The sequence below is a fragment of the Paraburkholderia fynbosensis genome (genome assembly GCF_902859935.1).
In the GTDB taxonomy this organism is placed as follows: Bacteria; Pseudomonadota; Gammaproteobacteria; order Burkholderiales; family Burkholderiaceae; genus Paraburkholderia; species Paraburkholderia fynbosensis.
In genome coordinates this window covers 89,942-108,855 of the sequence record NZ_CADIKI010000018.1, presented here as the reverse complement: position 1 = coordinate 108,855, position 18,914 = coordinate 89,942, and the positions used below count along the sequence as shown (strand labels likewise).

Annotated in this window: 16 protein-coding genes; 10 read left to right on the top strand and 6 right to left on the bottom strand. The window is 62.5% G+C overall.

The features are described 5' to 3' along the window. Positions 1-160 precede the first annotated feature (160 nt). Together HV770_RS26575 and HV770_RS26570 are read right to left on the bottom strand one after the other, a co-directional pair. On the bottom strand, positions 161-1,774 hold the full coding sequence (locus HV770_RS26575; protein WP_246291175.1) for an MFS transporter: 1,614 nt from the start codon (positions 1,772-1,774) through the stop codon (positions 161-163). A gap of 60 nt (positions 1,775-1,834) precedes the next feature. Next, positions 1,835-3,247, bottom strand: coding sequence for a DHA2 family efflux MFS transporter permease subunit (locus HV770_RS26570; protein ID WP_175164586.1), 1,413 nt, complete (start codon positions 3,245-3,247; stop codon positions 1,835-1,837). Between the two features lie 526 nt (positions 3,248-3,773). On the opposite strand from HV770_RS26570, the gene HV770_RS26565 reads away from it, so the two are divergent. From HV770_RS26565 to HV770_RS39835, 8 genes are read left to right on the top strand one after another with little or no spacing between them, the layout of a single operon-like run. Next, positions 3,774-4,646, top strand: coding sequence for an FAD binding domain-containing protein (locus tag HV770_RS26565; RefSeq protein ID WP_175164584.1), 873 nt, complete (start codon positions 3,774-3,776; stop codon positions 4,644-4,646). Between the two features lie 7 nt (positions 4,647-4,653). After that, a complete protein-coding gene (locus HV770_RS26560; protein WP_018422844.1) occupies positions 4,654-5,142 on the top strand; it encodes a (2Fe-2S)-binding protein in 489 nt (162 codons plus the stop codon). Continuing rightward, a complete protein-coding gene (locus tag HV770_RS26555) occupies positions 5,135-7,489 on the top strand; it encodes a xanthine dehydrogenase family protein molybdopterin-binding subunit (protein WP_175164582.1) in 2,355 nt (784 codons plus the stop codon). Before HV770_RS26560 ends, HV770_RS26555 begins: the two co-directional genes overlap by 8 nt. 14 nt (positions 7,490-7,503) lie before the next feature. Beyond that, entirely contained in the window at positions 7,504-8,385 is an 882-nt protein-coding gene (locus HV770_RS26550) for an NAD(P)-dependent oxidoreductase (RefSeq protein WP_175164580.1), read from the top strand. Positions 8,386-8,394: 9 nt separating this feature from the next. Continuing rightward, positions 8,395-8,844 (top strand): SRPBCC family protein, encoded by a 450-nt coding sequence (locus tag HV770_RS26545; RefSeq protein ID WP_175164578.1) that lies wholly within the window; start codon positions 8,395-8,397, stop codon positions 8,842-8,844. Between the two features lie 44 nt (positions 8,845-8,888). After that, positions 8,889-9,200, top strand: coding sequence for an NIPSNAP family protein (locus HV770_RS26540; RefSeq protein ID WP_026226227.1), 312 nt, complete (start codon positions 8,889-8,891; stop codon positions 9,198-9,200). A 5-nt stretch (positions 9,201-9,205) separates the two neighbouring features. Continuing rightward, a complete protein-coding gene (locus HV770_RS26535; RefSeq protein WP_246291173.1) occupies positions 9,206-10,165 on the top strand; it encodes an SDR family NAD(P)-dependent oxidoreductase in 960 nt (319 codons plus the stop codon). After that, entirely contained in the window at positions 10,083-10,520 is a 438-nt protein-coding gene (locus HV770_RS39835; RefSeq protein ID WP_217468648.1) for an SMP-30/gluconolactonase/LRE family protein, read from the top strand. Before HV770_RS26535 ends, HV770_RS39835 begins: the two co-directional genes overlap by 83 nt. On the opposite strand, the gene HV770_RS26525 is transcribed toward HV770_RS39835, so the two are convergent. The 4 genes from HV770_RS26525 to HV770_RS26505 form a co-directional block, all read right to left on the bottom strand. Next, positions 10,514-12,037, bottom strand: coding sequence for an efflux transporter outer membrane subunit (locus tag HV770_RS26525; RefSeq protein WP_175164576.1), 1,524 nt, complete (start codon positions 12,035-12,037; stop codon positions 10,514-10,516). The genes HV770_RS39835 and HV770_RS26525 overlap by 7 nt on opposite strands. Beyond that, a complete protein-coding gene (locus HV770_RS26520) occupies positions 12,030-13,217 on the bottom strand; it encodes an efflux RND transporter periplasmic adaptor subunit (RefSeq protein WP_175164574.1) in 1,188 nt (395 codons plus the stop codon). Before HV770_RS26520 ends, HV770_RS26525 begins: the two co-directional genes overlap by 8 nt. Beyond that, positions 13,207-16,398, bottom strand: coding sequence for an efflux RND transporter permease subunit (locus HV770_RS26515; RefSeq protein WP_175164572.1), 3,192 nt, complete (start codon positions 16,396-16,398; stop codon positions 13,207-13,209). Before HV770_RS26515 ends, HV770_RS26520 begins: the two co-directional genes overlap by 11 nt. A 708-nt stretch (positions 16,399-17,106) precedes the next feature. Further along, positions 17,107-17,427: a DUF4148 domain-containing protein gene (locus tag HV770_RS26505; protein ID WP_175164567.1), complete on the bottom strand. Its 321-nt coding sequence runs from the start codon at positions 17,425-17,427 to the stop codon at positions 17,107-17,109. Between the two features lie 271 nt (positions 17,428-17,698). Here HV770_RS26505 and HV770_RS26500 point away from each other — a divergent pair, with 271 nt between their 5' ends. Both HV770_RS26500 and HV770_RS26495 read left to right on the top strand, forming a co-directional pair. Beyond that, positions 17,699-18,007 carry a putative quinol monooxygenase gene (locus HV770_RS26500; protein ID WP_175164565.1) on the top strand — a complete coding sequence of 103 codons (309 nt, stop codon included), beginning with the start codon at positions 17,699-17,701 and terminating at the stop codon, positions 18,005-18,007. Between the two features lie 43 nt (positions 18,008-18,050). Then, on the top strand, positions 18,051-18,854 hold the full coding sequence (locus HV770_RS26495; RefSeq protein WP_246291171.1) for a TetR/AcrR family transcriptional regulator: 804 nt from the start codon (positions 18,051-18,053) through the stop codon (positions 18,852-18,854). Positions 18,855-18,914: the final 60 nt, after the last annotated feature.

Here is an 18,914-nt window from a genome sequence, read left to right as displayed (position 1 = left end):
TCAATGTTAAAAAGCCGGATCGGTAATGCGTCAGTCAGTATTCAGTCATGAGCCGTCGTTGAATCCTTCTGTGGCTTCCTTCGTGGAAGCCTTCGCTGCGGAAACCTGCGTCTTCTTCAATGCAGCCGCGCGCGTCTCACCGGTCGGCGATCCCTTCGCCTCAAGAAAGCGTCGGGCTGGCAGGGTCTCGGCTCGTCGGGGATGGTGTGCGGCCAAGGAACCCAAGCACCATGATCGCGGAGGCAAGCGTGATGGCCACCAGCATATGGAGCAGTACCCGGAACGCGCCGTCGTACGCGTGCACGAGTACAGGCTGCCCGAGTGCGGGCAGAAACGCCGCAGCGTGTGCCAGATCGCCGGTGGCCACGCGCTGGGCGGCTTCTGTGACGGCATGAGCCGACGCGTCTGGAGATCCCGGGAGTGCGTCGGCTAGTCGCAAGCGTGTGAGCACTGCCAATATCGCGCTGGCCACCGCGAGGGTCATGCCTTCGCCCGCCACGCGAGTCGTGCTGAAGATACCCGTCGCCATGCCGGCGCGTTCCTTTGGAACAACGCTGACTGACAAGCCGTCCATCAGTCCCCACGGCAGCCCCGCGCCGACACCGATCACGAATAGCGGAATCGCAAGGACAGTGGCTGACGCATCAAACCCGATACCACTGAACCAGAGCATGCCGATGGCCGCAATGACGAGGCCGATCGCCGAGATGACGCCGGCCGACATCCATCGCGTGAGATGCGCAGCGGTGAGCGGCACGAACAGCATCGGCGCCGAAAGCGAAACCATCATCAAGCCCGCGCCGATCGCGGTATGTCCTTCGATGCCGATGAATCGCGTCGGCAACACAAGCAGCAACGTGACGTAGCAGAACGCGGTCGCAAGCGGGAGTACCTGCACACCGACGAAGCGTGGATAGCGGAACAACGACAGGTCGAGCATGGGCCGGGTAACCCGGCCTTCGATCCAGACGAAGGCGATCGCCATGACCGCGGCACCCACGAACAGTGCAACGATGAGCGGACTGCTCCAGCCGCTCTCCGGCCCTTGCAGCAGGCCGAAGGTGAACAGGGTCAGTGCCGCGGTAAAGCTGATGGCGCCAGGCCAATCGAGACCATTGGCGTGCGGATCATAGGATTCCCTCAGTTTTGGAACGCCGAGCGCAAAGCCCGTCAAGCCGATAGCCGCATCCGCGAGGAAGAACGAGCGCCAGCCGAATGTTTGCGTAAGAAACCCGGCGAGTAGCGGACCCAGCGCCAGGCCCACGCCGAAAGTCGTGCCGAGCATGCTGAAGGCGCGAGCGCGGCCATGCCCGTCGAACTCCTGGGCAAGCGCTGCCGATGATCCGGCCAGCACCAACGCGGCCGCAATGCCCTGCAGCGCGCGCAGAAAGTCGACCCACACGAGGCTCGGCGCGGCGGAGATCCCGAGTGATGTCGCTGCAAAGAGCGCTACCCCGACGGCGAATACACGTTTTCGTCCGAGCAGGTCCGCGAGCGCTCCGGCGACCATCAGACTGCTGCCGAAGCTCAGCATGAACGCGTTCAGGATCCAGTTGATTGCCACTGGACTGCCTCTCAGCGCGGTGCCGATAGTCGGCGCCGACACCGCTGCACCGCCGAAATTCAGCGGCAGCACAAGTACCGCGATACAAACGCCCGCGAGGATCAGCGCCTGTTGCGAGGCGCTGCGAGTGACTGAGCTGTCCGCTACGGCCGCCGCGTGAGGCGAGGCGGCTTGCGAAGGCGTTAATGGCGTACCCCGGTTACTCTGCACGGACTCTCTCTCTGTTTATTTGGGCCAGTCGCCATGAACGCGCTCGATACAATTTCCGCACTACCGCGATGCGGCTCCCGTATGGCCGCTAACCTCGCAGCCGGCGTCCGGTTCGAGGCCGATGAAGTACAGCACGGAGATCAGTACCAGCACCGCGACAAGCAGAAACGCGACCCGGAAATCAGCAAGCGACAACTGCGCGTGGCCGCCATGTATCAGGACTGCAGCATGCAGCGCGATCGCACCGAATGCGATGCCGAGACCGATGGTCATCTGCTGGACCATGCTGAAAAACGTGCTCGCCGAACTCATCCGCGCCGGCGGCACGTCCGCGAATGCGAGCGTGTTGATGCTGGTGAACTGCATCGATCGGCATAGCCCGCCGACCAGCAGCACCAGCATGATCAGCGCGCGCGGCGTGTCCGGCGAGAGCAGGGCGCACAGCGCGATGGTCGCGGCAGTGAGCAGGCCATTGACGATCATTACCTTGCGAAAACCAAAGCGCTTGAGGATGGGCGTGGTGACGGTCTTCATGGCCAGATTGCCTGCCGCGTAAGCGAGCACGAGCAAACCGGCGGCGAACGCGTTGAGCCCGAAACCGAGCTGGAAGAACAGCGGCAACAGGAAGGGCGAAACGCTGACCGAGACCACATACAACGAACCGCCGTCGAGGGTCGCGCGAAAGGTCGGGATTCGCCACGGCGCGAGATCGATCAGCGGATGTTCGGCACGCCGGAAATGCCGTACCGCGAAGGCTGCGGCGAGAATGCCACCGCTCAGTGCCGCGGCCGCGATGTGCCAGTCGCCATGCAGTTGCCCGACGAGTTCCATGCCGTACATGAGGCAGGTTAGCGCGACCCCGCTAAGCACGAATCCGGGCACATCGAACGGACGACGGCCGGATTCGCGGTGGTTCGGAATGAACGTGGCGGTGAGCGCCAGGCCCAGCAGGCCGATCGGTACGTTCAGCAGAAAGACCCAGCGCCAGCTGAAATAGGTCGAGATAAAGCCGCCCAACGCTGGACCCAGCACCGGTGCGGCCAACCCGGGCCAGGTAATGTAGGCGATCGAGCGCATCAGGTGACGCTTGTCCGTGCTGCGCAGCACGGCGAGCCGGCCTACCGGGACCATCATTGCGCCGCCGAGTCCCTGCAGGATCCGCGCGACGGTGAATTCGACGAGACCGTTGCTGAGCCCGCAGAGTATCGACGCGCCGGTGAACACGACGATAGCGCTACCGAACACGGAGCGTTGCCCAAAGCGATCCGCCACCCAGCCGCTGATGGGGATGAAAACCGCGAGCGCGAGCAGATAGGCGGTCATGCCGATGCTCAGCCTCACGGGCGTGACGCCGAATGTGGCGGCCATGTGGGGCAGCGCTGTCGCAATCACCGTAGCGTCCAGGTTCTCCATGAAATAGGCACTGGCGACGATCAACGCGATGATGACCGATTGACGGCTTGACAAAGACATGAGCGGAGAACCGAAACGGGTTGAGTGAAAGACCCGCAAACGCCCTGGCGCGGGCAATGCCAATGCCCGCAGTCATAGATGAGGCGCTCGTTTCGCGATGGCACTGAGATAGTGCACGGCTAAAACCGGGAGCATGGCGACACCGGTTCATGCCGGCGGACGATGTACTCTATCAAATCATAAGTCGTCAGGTGAAGACATATTTGAAAAACCAAAAAACGTCATGGTGTCGTAAGGAACGCAAGTCCCGCATCATGAACCGACCACCATCCTTTAAATTTGAAATTTAGTCGTCAATTGACGATTTAACTTATCGGCGATATCCTCGTTTCCGAAGCGATCGCTGAAGCGGTAGCTATCCCACGGGGTGAACAGCGCCGCGCATGCGGCTGGAGCGACTCATGAGCGGCGTCAAGCGAATCGGGAATGGCCGTCGTCGATTGCCTCGGCTTTCGGCGGGCGGGGGCTGTCGCGGGTTGCTCGTGTTCGGCCGCGATCGCAGCCTGAGTGCGCAGGCGCAACGCGCATGAAGCCCACCGCATTTTCGTATCACCGGCCGCGCACGCTTGACGAAGCGCTGTCGCTTCTTGCGCTTCACGGTTTTGACGCCAAGCTGATCGCCGGAGGACAAAGCCTCGCGCCGATGATGAATATGCGCTTCGCGCAACCGGCGCATCTGGTCGATCTGAATGCGCTGCCTCAACTCAAGGGCGTCACGCTTGAACCCGATACGCTAGCGATCGGCGCAATGACGCGCCATCACGAGCTGGCCACCAGCAGCACAGTGCGCGCTGCTTGCCCGCTGCTGGCTCAAGCGGCGGCGACGATCGGACATTACGCGATCCGACAGCGCGGGACGCTCGGCGGCAGTCTCGCGCATGCGGACCCCGCGGCGCAATTGCCGCTCATTGCGAGCACGCTAGGCGCACGCATCGAGATTGTCGGGCCGGCCGGCAGCCGGGAGGTGTCGGCGTCACAGTTTCTGATCGCGGTGATGACCACCGATCTGGCGGTCGACGAAATCATCCGCACGGTGCGCGTTCCGACGGCGTTGCCCGGTGAGCGGCATGCCTTCGAAGCATTTAGCCGACGGCACGGCGATTTCGCGATCGCGGCTTGCGCTGTCACCGCCGTGCTCGTGGGTGACAGGTTCGCCTCGTTGCGGATCGGCGTAGGCGGCGTGGCAGATGTGCCACTGGTGCTAGACGACCTCGCTGCCGGATTCGCCGGCGAAAAGGCCGATGCGCCGGGCGTCGGCAGGATTGCCCAGGCAGTCGCAAACGCCGTCGAGGTGCGCGATCAGCCAGGCATTAGCGCCGCGTATCGGCGCGATCTCGTCAAGGCGCTCATCGCGCGAGCATTGCAGCGGATAACCGCTGGCGTTACGCAACCCGATTAGGCCGTTCATGGAAAAGACAGCAATTTATCTGAGTGTGAACGGCGCGCGCCATGAAGTGCATTGCGAGCCTCGCAAGCTATTGTCCGATGTGCTGCGCGAAGATTGCCGGCTGACGGGCACGCATGTCGGATGCGAGCACGGTGTGTGCGGCGCATGCACCGTGTTGATCGATGGCCGCCCGGCACGCTCATGTCTGGCTTACGCCGTGCAAATGGATGAAGCGCAGATCACGACCATCGAGGCGGTCGCGCAAGACGGTCGTCTGTCGCCGCTCCAGCAGGCGCTGCATGAGTGCCACGGTCTGCAGTGCGGCTTCTGCACGCCCGGCATCGTCATGACATTTGAAGCGTACCTGCGCGAGAACCCGTGGCCATCCGAGGCCCAGGTGCGCGAGGTGCTGTCGGGCAATCTGTGCCGCTGTACCGGATATCAGAACATCGTGCGGGCGATCCTGCTCGCGGCCGAGCGAATGCGCGCGGAGACGGTCGATGTCTGAGCAGACGTTTCGTTACCTCAACAAAGCGACGCCTCGCACTGAAGACTATCGGCTGCTGACAGGCTACGGACGGTATCTCGACGACATCGAGATACCCGGTGCCCTTCACGTGTGCTTTGTCCGCTCGCCGCACGCGCATGCGCGGATCGTCTCCATCGATATTCACGGCGCCGCCGCGATGCCCGGCGTCGTATCCGTCATCACGGGCCTGGAGCTCGCGCAGTGGACTACACCGTTCCGTATCGCGCCACCCGTCGAAGGACTGAAGCCCGTCGAATTTGCGGCGATGCCAGTGGACACAGTGCGTTTTCAGGGCGATCTGGTGGCTTGCGTCGTCGCGACGGACCGGTACCTCGCTGAAGACGCCGCGGAGCAGGTGCTCGTCGAGTTCGAGCCGCTGCCCGTGGTGACAGACATGTGGCAGGCGCTGGAGCCCAACGCGGCGCAAGTCGACCCGGCCGTGCCAGGCAACCTGGTCTCGCACCAGACCTACGTGCATGGCGATCCTGAACGCGCCAACACCCGGGCTTTCCGGATAGTCGAAGCAACCTTCCAGCAGCAGCGCCAGACTCATGTGCCGATCGAAACCCGCGGCTGTGCAGCGGTCTGGGACGCCGGACGGAACCACCTGACGTTCCATATCGGAACGCAAGTGCCACATCCTTTGCGCACTCAACTGGCGCAGCGCCTCAAGCTCGACGAGTCCCAGGTGACCGTGATTTCGCCCGATGTCGGCGGAGCGTTCGGACAGAAAATTGCCTTGTACCGCGAAGAGTTGACCGTTGCTGCGCTGGCGCGCCATTTGAAACGGCCCGTGCGCTGGCGTGAGGATCGCCTCGAGAACCTGACGGCCGCCGCCAATTCGCGTGAGGACTTCTGCCGCACCCGCGCGGCGGTCGATGAGCGCGGCACGCTGCTCGCTCTCGAACTCGAACTCCGCGAAGACTTTGGCGCCTATTGCTTCTTTCCCGCCAACTATCTGGCGCGCGTCGTTGCGATGATCCTGAGCGGACCGTACCGGCTGCAGGACTACGCCTTTGATGTGAAGGTCGTGCTCAGTCATAAATGTGGCAATGCGCCGATGCGCGCGCCGATGTCCATCACCAGCTGGGTGATGGACGGCACGCTGGACGCAATCGCGCGGGAACTGGAACTCGACCCGGTGGAGGTACGCCGACGCAACCTGCTGGGTCCGGCAGAACTGCCGTACCGCACTGCTACGGGAGAATGTCTGGACGACATCACGCCGACCCAGACGTTCGAGGCCTTGCTGTCAGCGCTCGATTACGCGGGCTTTCGCGAGCGCCAGCAGGCGGCGCGCGCAGCGGGCCATTACCTGGGGCTTGGCCTGTGCAACGTGGTGGAACCGACCACGTATGGTTCGCGCTTCTATAAGGCCGCGGGAATTCCCGGTTCGGGGCACGAAGCAAGCTGGATCCGTATCGAACCAGGCGGGGTGGTGAACGCGTCGGTCGGTCTCGGGCCCAGCGGCCAGGGCTACGAAAGCGCGATGGCCAATGCGGTGGCGGAGGGTCTGGGCGTGCCGCCGTCGAGTGTGCGCATTCATATGGGCCACACCGATATCGCCCCATACGGTATGGGCAGTCGTGGCGCCCGCAGCGGCACGGCAGGCGGCGGCGCGCTTTACCTGTGCGCACTCGATGCACGCCGCAAGGTGCTCGCGATCGCCGCCGGTTGCCTTGGTTTGCCTGACGAGCAGTCGCTGCGCCTGATCGACGCGAGAATCGAGCGTCGTCGCGCGGATGAGTGGACCGACACAGGTTTGACCCTCGCCGACGTGGCCCGGCGTGCGTACCTGGATCCCACCGCGTTGCCGCAAGGTTTGACGCCGGGCCTCGAATTTCACCTGACTTACGACCCTCCGGCCATGACCTATTCGAATGCGGCTCACGGATGCGAGATCGAGGTGGACGTCTTGACCGGTGCAATCCGCATCGCGCGTTACGTCGTCGCGGAAGACTGCGGCACGCTGCTCAATCCCACCGTGGTGGAAGGGCAGCAGCATGGCGCCGTGGCGATGGGACTGTCGGGCGCGCTGTTCGAGCATATGCGTTACGACGCCTCAGGACAGAACGTGACCGGATCACTCGCCGACTACCTGATCGCCACTTCGACTGAATTGCCCAACCTCGAGATCATCCCGCTGCATACGCCTGGCAAGTCGACGGCGGCCGGCATCAAGGGGATGGCCGAAGGCGGGGTGATGGGAGCGATCGGCGCATTGACCAACGCGGTCAATGATGCGCTTGCGCCATTTGGCGTCGTTGCCGACCGTCATCCACTGACTCCCATGTTATTGCGCGACTTGCTGCGCGACAAACTCTGAACGGACCAACCATCATGAATCAATCTACAGGCAAACCCGCGATTGGCTTTATCGGCCTTGGCATCATGGGTTTCTCGATGGCCTCGCGGCTCGCCGCCGCCGGCTATCCGCTGCATGTCTATAACCGTACGCGTGCGAAGGCTGAGCCGCTCATCGAAGCCGGCGCGCGCTGGCAAGCGACCCCGCGGGCGCTCGCCGAAGTATCGGACGTCGTGTTCACGATTGTCGGCACACCCGCGGACGTCCGCGCACTCTATCTCGGCGGCGACGGTCTGATCGCGCATGCGCGGCGCGATGCGGTGCTGGTCGACATGACGACGTCGAGTCCAAAACTGGCTGAAGAATTGGCCGCGCACGCCGCTGAGCGCGGGGTGCACATGCTGGATGCGCCGGTATCGGGCGGCGACATCGGTGCGCGCGAAGGGCGTCTGTCGATCATGGTCGGCGGCGCAAGCGCTGTGCTCGCACGCGTGGAACCGATGTTGCGCTGCCTCGGCACCAACATCGTCCTGCAAGGCGGGCCGGGTGCGGGTCAGCACACGAAGCTGTGCAATCAGATCGTCATTGCGTCGACGATTATGGGTGTGTGCGAAGGGCTCGCCTATGCGCACAGCGCCGGCCTGGATGCCGACACCGTACTGAGCGCGATTGGCGGAGGCGCGGCGGGTGGATTCCAGCTGAACAACCTGGGGCCGCGCATCGCCAAGGGCGATTTTGCACCCGGTTTCTTCATCGAGCATTTCATCAAGGACATGCGGATTGCGCACGAGGAAGCAGGGAACATGGGGCGTCAATTGCCGGGTCTGGAGTTGGTGCGCGTAATGTACCAGGAGTTGGCCGAGCGGGGCTGCGCGCGCAACGGCACGCAGGCGCTGTTCAAACTCTACGAGCGCTGAGCCGCGGCGATGAAGCTGACAGATCAAACCATCCTGCCCGTGCCCGCTGAAGCCGCATGGCGTGCATTGAACGATCCCGTCGTACTCGAAGCATGCCTGCCTGGCTGCAAAGCGCTGAAGAGGCTCGACGACCTGCATTTCGAATCGACCGTGCAGATTCGCGTCGGCCCGATGACGGCGACCTTCAAAAGCAACGTCGAATTGTCGGATCTCGATCCGCCCAAGGCCTATACGATTGCCGGTGTGGGCAGTGCGGGTGCGCTGGGTTTTGCCAAAGTCACGGCGCGCGTGCAACTCGAAGCGCAGGGCGATACGACCGTGCTGGCGTACGACGCTGACGTCGAAATTGGCGGGAAGCTGATGAGCGTGGGGTCGCGCCTGATCCAGTCCGCCGCGAGCAAGAATCTTGACGAGTTCTTCAGCGCGCTGAAGGCGCACGTCGAAAGCCACGCGGTCTGACGGCGCCGTGCTGTGAGAGAGTACCGAGCGAAACAGAGGGAATCATGCTGGTAGAAATGCGTACGTATCAGATAACGGCAGGAAAGGCAGGTGAGTTCCTGGACATCTACGAGCGCGAAGGGCTCGGGATCATCAGTCAGTACGCCCGGCTCAAGGGTTGCTGGACGAAGGACTCAGGCACGTTGAACTCGATCGTGTTCTGCTGGGGCTATGAGGACTACGCGCATCGGGCAGCGCAGCGCGCGAAACTCGCAGCCGATCCACGCTGGCAAGCTTTCACGCCGCGCATTCTGCCGTATCTTGTCCATCAGGAATCGGTGTTTCTGTCGCCAGTGCCGTTTTGCCCGATGGACTGAAGTGAGTGGTGAATTTTCCGGCCGCGCGACCTATCGAGCACGTGCGGTTTGGCGGGCCGCTTGTGGGGTGGCGAGCTGACGTTTTTATGACGAATCAGAAAGGACTATCGATGACAGACTTTACTTTCACTCCGGGAGCCGTTGCCGTCGTGACAGGCGGCGCTGCCGGCATTGGACTCGCTGCGGCGAAGCGGTTCGCGCAGCTTGGGCTTCGCGTGTGCATTGCGGATCTGGGTGAGGACCGCCTGGCGAACGCGAAGCAGGCGATTGCCAGCGTGGCTGCTGAAGGCGCGAAGGAGGTGCTGGCCGTCGAGACGGACGTCAGCCGCCTCGAAGACCTGGTCCGCCTCGAAGCAGCGGTTCGGGATCGCTTCGGCGGCACGGATATCCTCATGAACAATGCGGGGATTCAACCGGGTAGCGCCATGTTCGGCGCGGCCGCTAACTGGGAGCGGGTGCTCGACGTCAACCTGTGGGGTGTCATTCATGGCACTCAGACCTTCGTGCCCGCGATGATCGCGCGCGGACGCCCGGGCCTCGTCATTAACACCGGTTCGAAGCAGGGCATCACGACGCCGCCCGGCGACCCGGCTTATAACGTCTCCAAGGCCGGCCTCAAGGCGTTTACCGAAGCACTGCAGCACGAGTTGCGCAATACGCCAGGGTGCCGGATCAGCGCGCATTTGCTGATCCCCGGCTTTGTGTTTACGGAGCTTGCCGCTCAAGGTCGTACCGAGAAGCCGGCCGCCGCCTGGACGCCCGAGCAGACTGTCGATTTCATGCTTGAGCGACTGGATGCTGGCGATTTCTACATTCTGTGCCCCGACAACGATGTGCCTCGCTCCCTCGACGAGCGACGCATCCTTTGGGCTGCGGGAGATATTGTGGAGAATCGCCCGGCGCTGTCGCGCTGGCATCCGGATTACGCGCAGGCGTTCGCAGCGTATATCCAGAAGAACGACTGACGGCCGCCCCGGCGAAGCAGAGATCGTCGCTGGCGACATCGCCAATCCGAACGGCCTTTGTCTCTCGCCGGATGAAAGCCGCCTCTACATGGTCGAGTCCGAATCCGCGCCAACACGCATCCGGGTGTACGACGTCGAGGATGGCCGGCGCCTCGTCAACGGCCGCATCTTTGTCGACCGCGGCGAGCACGGCGCGCCGGGTGGGTGGCTTGTGCTGCGACACCGACGGCAACCTGTGGGCTGCCACGACATGAAGCAGTGTCGGGGCCGCCAGCTTCAGCATGGCGATCACCCTCGATGCGCATCGACGACGAATGGCGTCCACTTGCGATGCCCGTCAACACCTCGTCAATGAAGAATCTGTTGATCTGTCACCCTCCCGGTTGCGCCCTGTGCAGGCCTTCGATTTGAGCCGTGCGCCATCGTTGTCGCGACGAGTGCCGGCGTGGCAGCCACTTGGGCGAGTTCATCGCTCGACCATCCGCCGCCCAGTGCATGCAGCAGTTGCACGTTGGCACTGAGCTGGCGTGTCTGGATATCGAGCACGCTGCGTTGTGCTTCGAGTGCGACGGTCTGCGCCTGCACGACATTGAGATAACCTACAGTGCCCTGGCGATATTGGCGCAACGCCAGATCGACCGAGTACTGCGCGGCATTCGCGGCATCCTTTTGCTCGCCGAGCGCGGTACCGAGATACGACAGCAGCGAAAGGTTGTCCTCGACCTGCTGGAATGCCGACAGAACCACGCCGCGGTAGCGGTCTCCGGCTTCCTCGGTTGCCGCCTTCGCGGCGTCGAGCTGCGCACGGCGGTAACCGCCGTCGAAGACGTATTGCACGAGCTGCGGGCCAATCGCCCAGAACAGATTGGGCGCGCTAACCAGTCCGGCATAGGCGGCGCTTTGCACACCGCCCTGTAAGCTCAGCGTGATGTCCGGGAAATAGGCCGCGCGCGCGACGCCAATCTTTGCGTTGGCCTCGGCAACCCGGCGCTCCGCTGCAGCGACGTCGGGGCGACGTTGCAGCAGCGTCGAGGGCAGGCCGGTCGGAATCGCTGGCAACGCGATGGCGGCAGTCTGCTGCGGCAGGCTGAATTCGGACGCGGAAGTGCCGACCAGCACGGCAATCGCGTGTTCGATGAGCGCTCGTTGCGCGAGATTCTGCGACAACTGGGACTTCGCCGACGACAATTGTGTTTGAGCCCGCGAAACGTCGAGGCCCGCCACGATGCCGCTGTCATGCAGCGTCTGCGTGAGTTGCAGCGCTTTCGCATACGCCATGACCGTCTCGTTCAGCAGCTCGGTCTGCTGGTCGAGGCCCCGCAAACTGATGTAATTGTCCGCGAGTGCCACTTGCAGGCTCAGTTTCACGGAAGCCAGATCGGCTTTGGTCGCCTGAGCCTCATCCTTGCCGGCCACCACGGAGTCACGCACGCGACCCCACAGGTCGAGGTCGTAATTGGCTTCGGCGCCGAGCGTGACGGAGTTGTAGTCGTTCGGGCCGCCCACGCGCAACGGCCGGTTGTCGGACTGGCGAACGCGCTGCGGCACGGCGCTTGCGCTGATGGTCGGATACAGTCCCGACGCGACCTGCGCGACGAAAGCCTGCGCTTGCGCATAGTGCGCGTACGCAGCGCGCAGATCGGTGTTGTTTGCCAGCAGACGCGCTTCGAGATCGTCGAGTTGCGCGTCGCCGTATATTTTCCACCAGCCGTTACGGTCTATCCGGTCGGCGGGCTGAGCGGCCGTCCAGGGACCAACGGTTTTGTATTGTGCTGCTACCGGCGCCGAAGGCACCTGATATTGCGGCGCGAGCGAGCAGGCGGAGAGCGCCAGAACGCCCGTTAAAAGCGCGACCCGTCCAGGCTTAACCATGTGCGGCCGCCTTCCTGTCAGTGGCCGGCGCAACCTGCACGCCGTCGCCGTCGGCGAGTCCGTCGGGCGGCGTATCGATCACGCGATCGCTGGCGGCGAGTCCCGAGCCGATCTCCACCGAGTCGCCCAGATCGCGGTCGATCTTCACCTGCTTGAACAGTACGTGACCGTTCGCACCGAGCGTGGCGACCACGACGCCGCGGCTATCGAACACGAGCGCGCTAGCCGGCACCCGAAGTGAATCGGCGGACGCGGGCAACGTGAATTTCAGGCTGGCGAAACCGCCAGGCAGCAGCTTGCCGTTGGCATTGTCGACCAGCAACTGAACGAGCGTCGTCCCCGAACTCGAATTGACGGAGTCTGCCGCTGCAATCACGCGCGCGGTGAACTGCTGGTCGGCGTACTCGGGAACGGTCAAGGTCGCGGTCGTGCCATCGTGGATCGCCGGAGCGTAGTTCTGCGGTACCTGAACATACACACGCAACTGCTTGACCTCGGAGACCGCGAACAGCTCCTGGCCGACGCCGCCGCTACCCGCGTTCACCAGCGCGCCAACGTCGGTGTCGCGCGCGGTTACCATGCCGTCGAACGGCGCGACGATCCGCGCGAAGGCCTTCGTCGCGACGAGGCGATCGACGTTGGCCTTCGCGGCCGCCACGATCGCCTCCTTCGCGGTGTAATCGGCAATGCGTTGGTCGACGTCCTGCTGGGCCACGGAATCGGTGCCGCTTAGCGCCTCCCAGCGCTTCGCCGTCGTACCCGCTACGACGGCATTCGCCTGCGCACTCTGCAGATCGGCGCGTGCCTGAAGGAGCTGCTGATCGAGCTCGGGTGTTTCGATTTCGGCGAGCACCTGACCCGCCTTGACCGGCGCGCCAATATCGACGTTCCATGATTTCAGATAGCCGCTGACCTGCGCGAAAATCGGCGCCCGTGTAAACGCTTCGAGCCGGCCGGGCAGTTGCAGTGAAGGACCGTTGGGATCGCGCATGGGCTGGATCAGATTGACTGTCGGTATGGCCTGAGCCTCCGTCCAGGTTTTCAGCTTGCGGGCGTCGACGGCTCGCAGCGCGACACCGCCAACGACGATGCCTAAGGCGACCAGCAGGCCGATCACGCCCGCAACCCGAAGCGGACGGCGCGATGGCGTGTTAGTGGGGAAAGCGGATTCAGACGACATAGGCGGGATCTCCCGGGACGGATGCTGGGGTCGCCGCGCGCCCGGGGCGCGCGTGAACGATACAGAAGATGACGGGGACCAGGAACAGCGAAGCCGTGGTGGCAAACATCAAGCCGCCGATCACGGCGCGGCCGAGCGGCGCGTTTTGCTCACCGCCTTCGCCGAGGGCGAGCGCCATCGGCGCCATGCCGATGATCATGGATAGCGCGGTCATGAGCACCGGGCGAAAGCGCGTAAAGCCCGCTTCGAGCGCCGCCTTGAACGGATCGCCATGGACGGCAAGACGTTCGCGGCAGAAGCTGACGACCAGAATCGAATTGGCGGTCGCCACCCCCATGCACATGATCGCGCCAGTGAGTGCGGGTACGGAGAGCGTCGTGTGCGTCGCGAACAGCATCCAGACGATGCCCGCCAATGCCGCCGGCAATGCGCTCACGATCACGAACGGATCGGCCCACGACTGGAAATTGACGACGATCAGCAGATAGATCAGCACGACTGCGCCAAGCAGGCCGAACAACATGCCGGCAAAGGCGCTGTTCATCGTCTGCACCTGCCCCAGCAGCGCAACACGCGAGCCCTTCGGCAAGGTGCTGGCGTTCTGGTGCACGATGCGCTGGATATCGGCCGACACCGCGCCGAGATCGCGGTCCTGGGTGGTCGCGAAGATCTCGACTATGGGCTGGATGTTGTATTGGCTGACGACTTCACTGCTGGTGGTGCGCTCGACGGTTGCCAGACCACCGAGGATCTGGGCGGTGCCTCCGCCGCTGGCGGTGATCGGCAGATTTTGCAATGCTGCCAGTGAATCGAGACTGTATTGCGGCGTTTGCATCACGATCGGATACGACACGCCGTTCGCGTTGTTCAGCCAGTACGTGGGCGCCACCTGGCTCGAACCTGCGAGATTCACCACCATGCTGTTCGTCACATCGCGCTCGGTGATGCCGAGCAACTGTGCGCGCGTGCGGTCGACATCGACGTTGAAGGTGGGATTGCCGTGCGACTGCGCGATCCGTGCATCGACCACGCCGGGCACGTCGCGTACCGCGCGCAGCAAACGGTCTGCATACGCGTAGTCGGCGTTCAGATTGTTGCCGCGGATCTGCAGGTCGATCGGCGCCGGCGAGCCGAAGTTAAGGATCTGGCCGATGATGTCCGCCGGTGGGAAAGAGAACGTGACCCCCGGGAATTCCCGCGGCAATCTTTCACGCATCATGCGGACATACCCGTCGGTCGGACGATGTCCTTCGTTCAGCGCAATCTGGATGTCGCCGTCCTGCGAACCGACCGTCCCGGTGTTGTTGTAAGCGGTATTGATGCCGCTGACCGGCAGACCCATATTGTCGACCACCGTACCGAGGTCGGACGGCGGGATGATCTGGCGGATCGCGCCTTCGACATTCGCGAATATCTGCGCGGTCTTTTCGACGCGAACCCCGACTGGTGCGCGCACATGCATCAGGATCTGCCCGGCATCGACCGCCGGGAAGAAGTCGCGGCCGAGCAAGGGCGCAAGGGCGAACGAGAGCGCGACGAAGCCGAGGAAGCAACTGACGAACGGACGCCGATGGTTCAGCGCGAGTTCGAGTAACCCGTGATACACGCCACGCACCTTTTCAAAGCGCGCTTCGAAGCCCCGCTGGAAGCGTCCGAGCGGACCTGGACGCTGCGCCTCATCCGCATGCCCACCCTGCGCATGCGGTTTCAGCAGGTATTTGGCCATTGTCGGCACGAGGGTTCTCGAGAGGATGAACGACGAGATCATCGCGAAAATGACGGCCTCCGCCATCGGCACGAACAGGAAGCGCGCCACGCCGTTCAGGAAGAACATCGGCACGAACACGATGCAGATGCACAGCAGGGAAACGAATGCGGGTGTGACGATCTGCGCGGCGCCATCGAGGATAGCGGTCTCCACCTCCTTGCCGTGCTCGAGGTGCCAGTTGATGTTCTCGATCGTCACGGTCGCATCGTCGACAAGAATCCCCACCGCTAAAGCGAGACCGCCGAGCGTCATGATGTTCAAGGTCTCGCAGAGTGCGGAGAGCGTGGCGATCGAGCCGAGAATGGCCAGTGGGATCGAGGTTGCGATGATGATCGTCGAACGCCAGCTGCCGAGGAACAGCAGAATCATCAGGCTGGTGAGCACGGCCGCGATCACGCCTTCACGTGCCACACCGGTGATGGCTGCGCGCACGAAGATCGACTGGTCGCCGATCGGTTCGACATTCAGGTTATCGGGCCACGACGCTTTCCCGTTGGCGATTTGCTGCTTGATGCCGGAGATGATCCCGAGCGTCGAAACCGAGCCGTTCTTGAGTACCGACATCAGCACCGAGCGCCGGCCGTTCACATGGACGATATTGGTTTGCGGCGGACTGCCGTCGCGAACATTCGCAATGTCACGAATCGTGACCGTCGTGCCATTGGCGGCCTTGACCGGTAGATCGCCGAGGGCCTTGATTTCCGACGGCGCATTGTTGAGTTGCAGCGTGTATTCGTAGTCGCCGATCTTTTCCGTGCCGACCGGCGTGATCAGGTTCTGACCCGCCAGCGCATTGGCGACGTCCTGTGCGGACAAACCGCGCGCCTGCAGTGCCGCAGGATCAATATCGATCTGCACTTGGCGCGTCTTGCCGCCGAACGGGTAGGGAACCGACGCACCGGCGACAGTCGTCAGAACGGGACGCACCGCATTCAGACCGAGGTCGCCCAGCCTCTGCTCGGACAGTCCCTTGCCCGACAGCGCCAACTGGATGATTGGCACGGTCGACGCGTTGTAATTGAGGATCAGCGGCGGCGTAGTGCCCGCGGGCAACTGCCTCAACTGAGTCTGCGCGACCGCGGTTACTTGCGCGTTCGCCGTGCTGATATTCACGCCCGGCTGGAAGAAGATCTTGATGATCCCGAAACCGGCGACCGATTCCGCCTCGATGTGTTCCACATCGTTCACGGTGGTAGTCAGCGTGCGTTCGAACGGCGACGTGATCCGGCCGACCATCTGGTCGGGCGGCAGCCCGGTGTATTGCCACACCACGCTGATCACCGGGATTCTGATATCGGGGAAAATGTCGGTGGGCGTCTTCATCGCCGCCAGTGGCCCGATGATGAGGATGAAGATTGCCAGAACGACGAAAGTGTAAGGTCGTCGGAGCGCGATACGAACTAGACCGAGCATGAGAATTCCAGGGCTTGGGGGAAACGCAAGAGCATCTTGCAGAGATCTGGCGCAGGAAGATGTTCGCAACGAGGATGGTTGCTTTGTGACCTATGTCGGGTGTTCCCAAACGCAACCAGAGTGCGAATGTACACAACGCTCCGGATTCCTGCAGACCACGAAATAGCATTCCGGCAACGTTTGAATGCCGGGCGAGTCAATTTCTTTCTGCCTGCGCATATCGGGAAAAGCTTGTCCATGCTGGATGGAATGATGCTCGGCAAGGTTCAGGCGGAGGCGAACTAGCGTAATTTCCAACGAAGATTAAAGCGTTAGAGATTTTTATTACCAATTGTTTGAGAGGCCATTAAGGGTTCTCGTGCCTCCTTTCAGACGGCATTCAAAAGATTGACTCCATTCTGAAGACGAGGTCATCGCGTTATGACGCACATCGTTCAGAACGATCGTCACTCACCTCCGTGAAAATCGCCTTAAGGGCACAGTCAAGCGACAATTCACGAATGACATGCGCACGAAGGTGTGAAGAAGAATGCTGACAGCGTGCCTTCAAAGCGTTGAGCCGCAGCAACGCGGGGTTCAAATGGGGCTTCGCCAGGGCCGTGACAAAACAGGCGAGCGCGATGCGTCCAACGACCGCTGGCAGCCGTTGCGCAAGCCACGCGATGCGGCCCCGGACCTAGGGGCCGTATTCAGTGCCGATCGACACCATCAGTGACCAAAGTAGATCGAGTGAGTCCCTGCGGTCGTCGACGGCGCACCCGACTGCGATGAGCCGTTCATCGACACTCCGCCGACCGCCGTGCTGCCCGGCGTCGTGGCATCCTGCGCATGGATACGTGCCTCCGCAGCCTGAACATCGGTGGGATAGTGCAGATCCTTGAGGCCCGGGCGATACCCGGCCTGTTCCATTTGCACCAGGTCGGCGCGCACTTCGGCACGCGTCAGCGGGGCAGTAGAGTCCTGTGCGAAAGAGACTGCCGGGACGGCGAGTGCGTTGGCAACCAACGCTGCATAGATCAGAGTCTTCATGGTGAAATACCTGTCAAGTTAAATATAGTCAGCTTCACACGCGATGAATGGAGCCTCGGGTGTCGCCGCGCCACCGCCGCAACGGTGAGTAACGTGTATTGTCCGCAGATGGGGTGACGCGAGGCTGACCTGTTCATTACGCCGGTGTCATGTTCAGATAGGCAGGAGCGTTGCGCTCTAACTTGATGAGAACCTATCGGCAAGCGTACGTAAACGCGGCTATGATTTCACGCGGCGATCGGCGCCGAAAAAGGAAAGGAGAAGTACCCAGATGATCCATGTCATTGCCACAATCACTACCCAGCCCGGTCAACGCGAGGCCGTGTTGGCACTTTTCAACCAGAACCGTCCAGCGGTGTTGGCCGAAGAGGGGTGCATCAGCTACGAGGCCGTCATCGACGTACCGGAGTTCGGGACGCTTCAGACACCGCTCGGCAAAGATACGTTCGCTGTCATCGAGCGCTGGCAGAGCGCTGAAGCGTTGAGGGCGCATGGGGCCTCAACGCATATGGCCGAATATGGACACAATACGCGCCCGTTGCTCGTGAGCCGCGTCATCAACGTGCTTCAGGCTTGCTAAAGAGAGCGTTCCTGGCGGGCCGCCATTGGCTGGGCAGGCCAGTATGGGCGCCGCCACGCCGGCTTCCAGTCACGCTGCCTGCGTGTATACTTGTATGAAAAAATATAAGTCGTCATCTGATGACATCAGCGATAATCCGACAGCGCAGGGAGTTATGAAGAATAAAGGGACTATCGAGAAGCCGAACCGTGGAACCGGCGCCGAGCGCGTCGCGGTGAAGCGCCCGATGAAAAAAGCGCAGCAGCGTTTGCCGCGCGCAGAGCGTCAGGCGCGCGTGCTGGAGAAGGCCGCGGAGTACTTCGCGGAGCATGGTCTGGGCGCGCAGACCCGCGCCATCGCGCAAGCCTGCGGCGTATCGCAACGCTTGTTATATAGCCTGTTCCCGAGCAAGGCCGCTTTGATTGACGAAGTCTACAAGCGGGAAGTCGTCGGAATCTTCGACGCAATCTGGTTTGTTCAGTTGCAAGACCGAAGTGTGCCGATTGAAAGCCGACTCAACCGCTTTTATCGCGAATACTATGACACGCTCCTGACGCGCCGCTGGCTGAGGCTTTTCCTTTACTCGTCGCTCGAGGGCCTGCGCACGGCGCCGGCCTATACGAACGCGATCGTCAGCCATGCGCTCGAAATCATCGTCACTGAGACCGCGCATGAACTGGGTCTACGCATGCCTGTCGACCCGGCTCAACTGGGCGAAGTGGGGTGGCTGTTACATGGCGCCGTGTCTCATCTGGCGATTCGCCGCCGCATCTATTCGAACGAAAACAGCACGCCCGCCGAAGCGGTGATTGCCATGCACGTGCGCGCCTTCCTGACGAGCCTGCCGAGCCTGCTGCCTGCGCTGTAACGCATTGCGAGTCGGCGCGGGGTGGTTCGCCGGTATTATCGCTGCGACCGTCTATGTCGT